Source organism: Streptomyces sp. P5F9, assembly GCF_057961495.1.
Map to the genome: position 1 here is coordinate 1 of NZ_JBXVPZ010000948.1, position 1,176 is coordinate 1,176.

General features: G+C 74.7%; 2 protein-coding genes. One reads left to right on the forward strand and one right to left on the reverse strand.

Features of this window, described 5'->3' with window-relative positions; translation table 11 throughout:
* On the reverse strand, positions 1 to 215 hold a 215-nt coding region (locus tag AC31A1_RS51705), incomplete at its 3' end, for a hypothetical protein (protein WP_489659959.1).
* Between the two features lie 638 nt (positions 216 to 853).
* Between AC31A1_RS51705 and AC31A1_RS51710 the strand changes: the two genes are divergently transcribed.
* The coding region (locus AC31A1_RS51710) for a hypothetical protein (RefSeq protein ID WP_489659960.1) at positions 854 to 1,176 on the forward strand (323 nt) is incomplete at its 3' end.

Sequence of the window (1,176 nt, forward strand, 5' to 3'; positions counted from 1 at the left end):
ATCTGGCCGGGCGCCCACCCTTCTGCCGGCGGATGGGACAGTTGCGGCGGGTGCTCGGGGTCGGCGGTGCCCGTGTCGGACGTACCCGTGTGCGGGGGCGGGGAGCCGGTGCCCTGGTACTCCGGCCACACGTTGGTACCCCGGATCGAGCGCGGCTCGGGGACACGGGAGTCAGGGTGGTCGTCGGCGTCGGAGGGCGGAGTCGGCGGGTACATGGGCGGCTTCTTCTGCGCTCTGTGCGCCTCAGACGTGTTCGGCGCCGGGTGGACGGTTCCGGGAGGACAAGGGCTGTCCGGCGACACGACCCGTTCAGGCGTTCCGCCACTCAGGTGAACGGAACCGGGCTCCTCGTGGTCACGCCCGCGGCCTGGGAAGCCGACCGAATGGCGGCGCGGTGAAGGGACCGGAGAGGGCGGACAGCCGGCGCTGGTCCCCCGGTCCCGGTGACCGCCGAACCGGCGCACGGCCCGTCGGCCGCACGCGCCCGTTTCTCGCGCCGTGTGTTCCTCAGCAGGTCCGGCGTCAGCCCGCGCGCTGGGAGCACTGACCTCGTGTGGAGTCACCGCCGCCGGCCGGACGCCCTGGTGGAACCAAGCGCGGAGCCAAGCTCCGAACGCACCGGGCCGACCACTGAACCAGCGGGGATGCCTCCCACTCCCCCACGCCTTGATCACCCGTCCCCCTCAATGCCGTTGCCGCCCGGCCGCGGCGCCTCCGAGCAGGTGTCGTAGCGCCGCGGATCCCCCTTCCCGGAAGTGCGCGAACGTGCGCTGCCGGGGCGTGCGGTGCCCTGCGCCGGTGTGCGCGGGCGGGATCCGTCGGTCCCGGATCGGCGGCCGTTCACGCCCGAGGGATGGGGGCGGCCCTCAGCTCCGTCGGCGGTACGGGCGCGCCGCCGCCGACGGGGGGCTGCGGGCGAGGCCGCCTCCGGTGTCGGGCCGTCGCCGGGACCGCTCGCGCCGCGCTGTGCGGAACCGTCGGCGACCTCCGCGCCGTCGACCAGCCCTCCAGCGTGCGTTGCCTCTCCAACTCCGGCAGCCCTTCCAACTCCCGTCGCTCCTCCGGCTCCCGCCGCGCTTCCAACTCCCGTCAGGTCTTCGATGCCCGCCGACCCGCCAACTCCCGCTACCTCTCCGATGCTTGCCGCCCCTCCGACTCCCGCCGCCCCTCCGGCTC